This is a genomic window from Streptomyces sp. NPDC048521, assembly GCF_043199855.1.
Lineage (GTDB): Bacteria > Actinomycetota > Actinomycetes > Streptomycetales > Streptomycetaceae > Streptomyces.
In genome coordinates this window covers 275,117-281,906 of the sequence record NZ_JBICWR010000013.1, presented here as the reverse complement: position 1 = coordinate 281,906, position 6,790 = coordinate 275,117, and the positions used below count along the sequence as shown (strand labels likewise).

Annotated in this window: 6 protein-coding genes and 2 pseudogenes; 5 read left to right on the top strand and 3 right to left on the bottom strand. The window is 67.8% G+C overall.

The window, feature by feature from the left end; all coding sequences use genetic code 11:
- Both ACGFRF_RS28490 and ACGFRF_RS28485 read left to right on the top strand, forming a co-directional pair.
- Window positions 1-384, top strand: a 384-nt coding sequence (locus ACGFRF_RS28490) for an IS110 family transposase (protein ID WP_393744642.1), incomplete at its 5' end; no start/stop codon positions are given.
- 17 nt (window positions 385-401) lie between these two features.
- Window positions 402-803: pseudogene (locus ACGFRF_RS28485) on the top strand (IS5 family transposase); the annotation flags it as partial.
- A 66-nt stretch (window positions 804-869) separates the two neighbouring features.
- On the opposite strand, the pseudogene ACGFRF_RS28480 reads toward ACGFRF_RS28485, so the two are convergent.
- Window positions 870-1,783, bottom strand: a pseudogene (locus ACGFRF_RS28480) (transposase family protein).
- A 161-nt stretch (window positions 1,784-1,944) separates the two neighbouring features.
- On the opposite strand from ACGFRF_RS28480, the gene ACGFRF_RS28475 reads away from it, so the two are divergent.
- Together ACGFRF_RS28475 and ACGFRF_RS28470 are read left to right on the top strand one after the other, a co-directional pair.
- Entirely contained in the window at window positions 1,945-3,681 is a 1,737-nt protein-coding gene (locus ACGFRF_RS28475) for a site-specific integrase (RefSeq protein ID WP_393744640.1), read from the top strand.
- Window positions 3,678-4,295 (top strand): site-specific integrase, encoded by a 618-nt coding sequence (locus ACGFRF_RS28470; protein ID WP_393744638.1) that lies wholly within the window; start codon window positions 3,678-3,680, stop codon window positions 4,293-4,295. Before ACGFRF_RS28475 ends, ACGFRF_RS28470 begins: the two co-directional genes overlap by 4 nt.
- 47 nt (window positions 4,296-4,342) lie before the next feature.
- Here the strand turns inward: ACGFRF_RS28470 and ACGFRF_RS28465 are convergent, their stop codons facing one another.
- Window positions 4,343-5,791, bottom strand: a complete 1,449-nt coding sequence (locus ACGFRF_RS28465; RefSeq protein ID WP_393744636.1) for an NF041680 family putative transposase — start codon at window positions 5,789-5,791, stop codon at window positions 4,343-4,345.
- A 107-nt stretch (window positions 5,792-5,898) separates the two neighbouring features.
- Here ACGFRF_RS28465 and ACGFRF_RS28460 point away from each other — a divergent pair, with 107 nt between their 5' ends.
- Window positions 5,899-6,216, top strand: coding sequence for a transposase (locus tag ACGFRF_RS28460; protein ID WP_393744635.1), 318 nt, complete (start codon window positions 5,899-5,901; stop codon window positions 6,214-6,216).
- 109 nt (window positions 6,217-6,325) lie between these two features.
- Here the strand turns inward: ACGFRF_RS28460 and ACGFRF_RS28455 are convergent, their stop codons facing one another.
- Window positions 6,326-6,751 (bottom strand): hypothetical protein, encoded by a 426-nt coding sequence (locus ACGFRF_RS28455; protein ID WP_393744633.1) that lies wholly within the window; start codon window positions 6,749-6,751, stop codon window positions 6,326-6,328.
- Window positions 6,752-6,790 lie beyond the last annotated feature (39 nt).

The window sequence follows — 6,790 nt, the reverse complement described above, 5'->3', positions numbered from 1 at the left end:
AAGCTCGTCGCGCTGCCCGGCGTGGGTTCCGAGACTGCAGGTCAGCTCCTGGAAACCGCCGGCGACAACCCCGAACGTCTCCGCTCTGAGGCGTCCTTCGCCCACCTTTGCGCAGCCTCACCCATCCCTGCGTCCTCCGGTCGCACTCACCGTCACCGGCTCAACCGCGGCGGCGACCGCCAAGCCAACAGAGCCCTGCACACCATCGTTCTGGTCCGCATGAAGTACGACCTGCGTACTCAGAAGTACGTCGCCCGACGCACCGCCGACGGCCTCTCCAAGAAGGAGATCATCCGGTGCCTGAAACGCTTCGTTGCCCGCGAGATCTACCGTCTGCTACCCCGCCCGCAACTCACCGCTGAACAACTCTGCCCCACATCTTGACGATCTATAGGAGCATCCTCATCGTCGACCGCCAGGGCCTGCCCCTGTCGATCGGCATCTCCGCCGCCAACCTCCACGACAGCCAGGCCCTCATCCCGCTGGTCCGCGGCATCCCACCCATCCGCTCACGTCGCGGCCCTCGACGCCGGCGGCCCGCCAAGCTGCACGGTGACAAGGGCTACGACTGCCGCCACCTGCGGCGATGGCTCGCTTCCCGCGGCATTCGGCACCGCCTTGCCCGCAAGGGCATCGAGTCGTCCCGGCGGCTGGGCCGACACCGCTGGGTGGTGGAGCGGACCGTGTCCTGGCTGTCCGGCTGCCGCCGCCTGCACCGCCGCTACGAGCGCAAGCCGGAACACTTCCTTGCCTTCACAGCCATCGCCGCGACCCTCATATGCCACCGCCGACTGGCCAAGTGAAATGGCGTCTAACGAGTTGGTGTGTGATAGCGGGTGAGGCGTGTTTGGCCTGGCCGTGGCCTGTTCTTAGGTGTTGTTGGTGCGGTCGGAGACGAGGCTGGCGATGGCGCGGTAGGTGTCGGGCAGGCGGTCGCGGCGGTGGGTCCAGCGCGTCAGTTGCTTCCAGCGTTTGTGGTCGGCGAGGGCGTGTTCGACGGTGATGCGGTCGGAGGAGTGTTCGTGGCGGTCGCGTTCCCACTGTTCGACTCTGCCGGGCAATGCTCCGGGCCGGGGTTTCTGGGCGGTGTGATCGCTTGCCCGCGGTGGTCGCGGCTCAGGCCCAGGTAGCCGTCGTCCAGGAGGACCTCGACATCGGGGAAGTGCTGGAAGCAGACGGCGATGCCTTCGTTGCGGGCGGCCGTGGCGTCGTGCATACGTCCAGGCCGCAGCCCATCGGTCCATAATGTGCGGCCCCGCCAGTCAGCGATGACGGTGGCCTTCATCGTGTTCTGCTTCTTCTTGCCCGAGACAAACGCACGGCGACCGCCGCGGTTGGCCTGCGGCCTGCGGACCTGGATCTCGGTGGCGTCCAGCCGCAGCTCGATGCCTTCGGCCTGAGCGTAGGCGAACACGTCGGCCATGGTCCGTAACCGCAGGCCGGGACGGTCGGGGACCGCGCACCCCCGCTCGGCCAGGAGCGTACGTATCTCTGCGATCGCACGGGTGATGGTCGAGCGGTCGACACCGAACAGCAGCCCCAGCACCGAGTGCGGCAGGTCGTGCCCCAGATGGATCAGCGTGGCCACCAGCCGGTCGACGAACACCAGCTGGTGGCGAGCGCCGGCTCCCGCGGCCCGTTTCCTGGCCCCACCTCGTGCAGCATGACGGCGGCCCTCGAGACCGGCCTGCCACGGCACCGCCAACTCCTCAACCAGGTGAGCGAAATGACGCCGAGAGATCCCAGTGAACAGCCGATGCGTCAGCACCGCACGATTGACCATGATCGCCACAACCGGATCATGCCACCTGCCTGACACGAAGCCTTACCCGCTATCACGCACCAACTCGTAAGACCGCCGCGAGCCCCACCACCGGCGTCAGCCGCCGCCACGGCCCGATCGCCGAGGGACTGGACTACCCCAGCCGCTTCGTCGGTGGGCCGATGACAGCCGAGCCGGCCACCGCCACCACGCCACCCCGCCCGTTCGGCGACCTGTCCCGCAGCAGTTCGCGGTCGATCGCGAAGCTGGTCGTCGACACCTGGGATGGAGGTACGTCAACGCGACAGCAGCGCGGCCAGGCCGCCGGGCTCCTCCTGGACCACCTGGCTGGTTACCCCGGCCTGACCCGGCAGGAACGGTGGGACGCCAGCCCTGTCGGGCAAGGACTGGCCGACGTCAACGACCTGGAATGCCGCCGCAGCCCCAGCGTCAAACTCACCACCGGCCTGCGAGCCCTGATCTGCCTGCGCGTCATCCAGCCGTCCCTGGTGGCCTTCCGGCGCCACCACATGACCGGCTTCGCAGCCCACTTCATCTCCGCCCAGAGCGACCCGCTGCTGGACGAGTTCGCCAAGCAGGTCGAGGTGCACCAGCACACCTACGCGCACCGCACCGAGGCTCTGTTCGACCTGTGCGTTCTGCTCGCCGTCCAGGGGGTCGCGCTGAGCGACGTCACGGCACCCGCGCTGCTGCACTTCGCTCAGGAGAACCGGCGGGCCTGGTCGGTGGTGGACCCCGGGAACAAGGCCGGGAACCGGCTCCGCGGCCAAGGTGTGTGGCACGTGCTCCACGCCACGGGCCACCTTCCGCCGACCGTTCCGGCAACGATGCGCGCCGCTCTCATGCGGGGCCAGAAGAGCGTCGAGGAGCTCGTCGACCTCTACCCGATCCGCAACCAGGCCGTTCGCGGGCTACTGATCGACTACTTCACCCGGCGCCGCGCGGACACCGACTACGCCACCTTGAAGAACCTGGTCCTGCACCTGGCCCACCACTTCTGGGAGAAGATCGAACGCCTCAATCCCGACCAGGGCGACCTGCGGATCTCCCCGGAGATCTACGCCGCCTGGCGGCAGATGATCGCCGTCAAGGACAACGGCGCTCCGCGCGCCGGGGCGGACAGCCTGGTGATCTCCGTCCGCAGCTTCTACTACGACCTGCACACCTGGGCCGCTCAGGAACCTGAGCGGTGGGCTACGTGGGTCGCTCCCTGCCCGGTCCCGCCCTCCGATCTGCACGGGCTCGGTGCTCGCCGCCGGCGGATCAATGAACGCAGTGCCGACCGCACCCGCCAGCGTCAGCCGCTGCTGCCGGTGCTCGTCGAGCACGTCGAGTCCCGCTACGACCACTTCCGTCAGCTGCTCCAGCTTGCCGAGGAAGCGGTTGAGGGAGAGACATTCACGTTCGCCGGCACCAGCTACACGCGCGTGCTGAGCGATGCCGATCGCAAGCTCAGCCGGCACACCGCACCTATTCCGCCACGTCTGCGCAACAACGACAGCGGCGAGATGATCCACATTGCCGCCGAGGAGGAAACCACCTTCTGGGACTGGGCAGCGGTGGAGACGCTGCGGCACTCCGGCGTCCGCGTCGAGGAGCTGTGCGAGCTCACCCACCTGAGCATCCGCCAGTATCAGCGGCCCGGTGGCGAAGTCATCGCCCTGCTGGTCATCGCTCCTTCGAAGACCGACCGCGAGCGTGTGATCCCGATGTCCGCCGAGCTCTTCCACGTGATCGCCTCGATCATCCGCCGGCACGCTCGCACCGGGCGGCCGATCCCGCTCGTGACTCGCTACGACCCGCACGACAAGGTCTGGAGTCCTCCGATGCCGTTCCTGTTCCAGCGGCAGAACGGCACGGTTCCCGCGGTCTCAACGTCGGCACGATCCAGAAGATGATCGAGCGATGCTGCCTCGCCCTCGCCGAAGTGCACCCCGGCTTCAAGGGGCTGAAGTTCACCCCGCACGACCTCCGCCGGATCTTCATCACCGAACTCGTCAACAGCGGCCTGCCGATCCACATCGGCGCGGCCCTGCTCGGGCACCTGAATGTCCAGACCACTCGCGGCTACGTCGCGGTGTTCGACGAAGACGTCATCCGCCACTACCAGGAGCACCTGGAACACCGGCGCCAGATCCGTCCCACCGACGAATACCGAGACACCACCTCTGACGAGTGGGCCGAGTTCGAGGAGCACTTCGACCGCCGCAAGGTCGAGCTCGGATCCTGCGGACGCCCCTACGGCACCCCCTGCCAGCACGAACACGCCTGCATCCGCTGCCCGATGCTCTACGTCAATCCCAAGATGCTCGCCCGGCTCTCCGAGCTCGAAGCCGACCTCCTGCAACGCAGGACGCAGGCCGAGGCCGAAGGCTGGATCGGTGAGATCGAGGGCATCGACCTCACCCTCACCTTCCTCCGCGCGAAGCGCGACGAGACCCAACGCCGAGCTCAGCGACCAGCCGTCCACCTCGGCATCCCCGCACGCCGCCGTCCGCAGGAGTCCGAATGACGCGCCCCAGAGCGATGCCTCGAAGCAACGAGCTGTCAGCTTGTCTTTTAACCTCTGAGGCTGTCGCGCTCGATGATGCTCACAGGGCGCCTGGTCGTTTTCCCGACATCATAGTGGGTCGTAGGGCGGCGGTTCTTCGAACCAAGTGGCCTTCCTGGTCCAGGTGTTGAGGGTTTCGGTGCACTGGCCGGACAGTGCAGGAGCGGGCGGAGGTTCCGAAACCCTCGGCGGACTCGGGCCGGGGTGAGCCGTGCGGGCTCGGCCGGCTTCTCCCAGGGGCGGCGGAGGTCTGCCGCGGCTTCACGGGTGAGCCGGAGCTGGGTGTGGGCGGCGATGATCAGCCACGTCCAGCGGTCTCCGGCCTCGGGGGTGCGGAGTTTCGGCCGGGTCCAGCCGAGCGTCTGCTTCATCAGCCGGAAGGTGTGCTCGATGTCGAACCTGCGCAGGAACGCCTGCCAGCGGACGTCGACGTCCTCGCTGCTCAGCCCGGTGGCCGACGACCACAGCCAGAGGGGCAGCGGGTCTCCACCACCGGGCAGGCGGTCGACCTGGAGTCGGATCAACGTGCCCTCGATGATGGGGAGTTCACCGGTGTGGTCGATCCATGCGGAGCGGGTGGTCAGCCTCGGATGGATGCGGTCCCAGGCCATCGCGCGGGCGGTGCCGTACCGGTCGGTGACCTGGACCGTCGCCGCATCCGGCTCGCCCCAGGTCTCCGGCTTGGCAAAGCGGAACTCCTTGCCGTGCTTCGGCGGTCGCCCGCCCTGGGGATAGGACAGGGCGTACTCCTTGGGCGAGGGCGTCGGCCGTCGCATGACGCGGTCGGCGCGCATCCGTCCCAGGACCTCGACCGGGAGGCCGTCGAGGAGGTGGGCCATGCGCGGGGCGTCGTAGCCGGCGTCGAAGACGATCAGGATGTCGCGGTCACCCGCCCGCCAGCGGCCCATCTCGATCAGATCCACGACCACCCGGCGGACCTGGGCGGCGGTGACCTCGGCGACGTCGTCGTCCGGCCCGAGACGCACGGCGTCCAGGAGCTGGCACCACGACGTCCGGCCGGATTCCAGGGCCGCGACGAACGAGTACGGCCAGCCGGGCACGAACTGGTCCGAGGACCGTCCGCTGCGGCCGTAGACGTGACAGAATAGACGATCCGCGCTGGTCGGCGCGTCCGGGCGGAGCCAGTTGCTCACGTCGACCGCGAGGACCAGGCGGCCGTCGGCGGCCTGCGGCATGGGCAGGCCGGCCAGCACCTGGCGCAGCCGGGGCACGTCCACGTTTCCGCTGTTGAGCGCGTCGTACATCGCGCCGTGTCCGCGCCGGTGCTCAGCCACCAGCGTCAGGTCGACCGGCGCCGTCACCGGTCCGTCCGCGCACAGCAACGCGTCGGCGAGGTCGAACAGCTCGTCCCCGCGCGCGGTCAGGCAGTCGAATAAGTCCTCCCGGAAGCGTGACGCTTTCGCGAACGCCTCCCCCGGAACATGATCAGGCAGCAAGGGCCCATCACCGCGACGAGATCCGCTGGCTGAAGACCGCCGCGTTCGCCCACATCGACTACCCGCACGCCCGCCAAGCCCTCCAAGTCGTGCGCTGGAGGCGGGACATGGGTACCGGCAAGCTGACGATCGAGCGGATCTACCTGGTCACGAGCCTGCCGCCCGGCGCGGCCACCGGCAGCCATCTCGCGACCTGGATCCGCGGGCACTGGCACATCGAGAACCAGCTCCACCACGTCCGCGACTGCACCTTCCACGAGGACGCCTCAAAGATCCGCACCCGCAACCTGCCCCGCGTCATGGCCGGCCCGCGCAACCTCGCCATCGGCATCCACCGCCAAGACGGCCACACCAACATTGCCGCCGCCCTCCGCCGCACCGCCCGAGACCACCAGCGGCCCCTCACCGCCCTCGGGCTGACCTGACGAACCCGGACACAAGATCACTTCTCAAAGACCCTCCTGCCGTAGCGCGGACATGACCGTGTCCCGGCCACCACGAGGGTGGCCGGGACACGGTCATCCCCTCGTAAGGCTACGGTGCGAGATCGTCGCGACCCTCAGTGACGGCAAGCCCGACCTCGTAACCGCAAGCCTTGAAAAGGGCCTCGCCGATCAACGCGAGGTTCTCCTCCGAGAGATTTTCACAGGTATAGCGGAGAGAAATCGGGAAATCCCCGTAAAGACTCATGGCCATCAAAAGGATCGCAAGATCCTCGCGCCACTCTCCGAGTTCCCCGGAGTCGATCGCTTCTTTAATCCGGCGAACATCGAATCCCGCCCAGACTTCATCATTCTCATCGACTCCCCCCTGCGCGAGATTCCGCAGCTCGGGGCTGTCGAGCCACACACTATGACGCGTCAGGAGCCAGACAGCCGCGTCAAGAGACCACAGCCCGTCGGTGCCGCGGCGAAGGGCAGCCGCGAACTGGTCGGCGGAAAAAGAAGAGAAATCAGGCATGTCAGCAGTGTAGCCGGTCGGGCAGTGTCCGAAGACCGG